At 43.0% G+C, this 568-nt stretch carries 1 protein-coding gene; it reads left to right on the forward strand.

The window, feature by feature from the left end; all coding sequences use genetic code 11:
* Positions 1 to 568: IS1634 family transposase (locus MUB24_RS23870; RefSeq protein WP_244708098.1), on the forward strand; the 568-nt coding region annotated here is incomplete at its 3' end.

Raw genomic sequence — 568 nt, forward strand, 5'->3', positions numbered from 1 at the left:
ATGAATAATCCAATTCCGCAGATTCCTGACTTTCAAGTATGTCGAGTCGGATCGGCTCCTGTTATTCGTCAATTAATAGACAAATTAGGACTCATCGATCGAATCGATCAGCTCTCTCCTGTTAAAAAGGAAGATTGCCATGTATCTGTCGGCACACGTATCGCTACGTTGATCATTAATCAATTGACGGATCGAAAAGCCCTTTACAAGGTAGAGGAGTTCTATGAACGGCAAGATGTTGAATTATTATTTGGTCCGGAAAGAAAGGCTAGTGATTTTAATGATGATGCATTAGGAAGAGCACTAGATGCCCTCCATTCGGCGGGGCTTCAAGAGGTTTATATCCAGGCTGTTCAAGGGATTCGCGAAGCAGTATCCGACTTAAGCTGGGATCATCTTCATTTTGATACAACTTCTTTGGTGTATACAGGGGAGGCGAAAGAAGAGGCGGATCTTGTGAAGATTGTACGTGGTTATTCCAAGGATCATCGACCTGATCTACCGCAAATTAAAATCGGAATGGGAACCACAGCACAAGGGTTTCCTATCTATGGAGAAGTCTTAGATG

This window comes from Lederbergia sp. NSJ-179 (assembly GCF_022867885.1).
GTDB lineage: Bacteria > Bacillota > Bacilli > Bacillales > Bacillaceae_C > Lederbergia.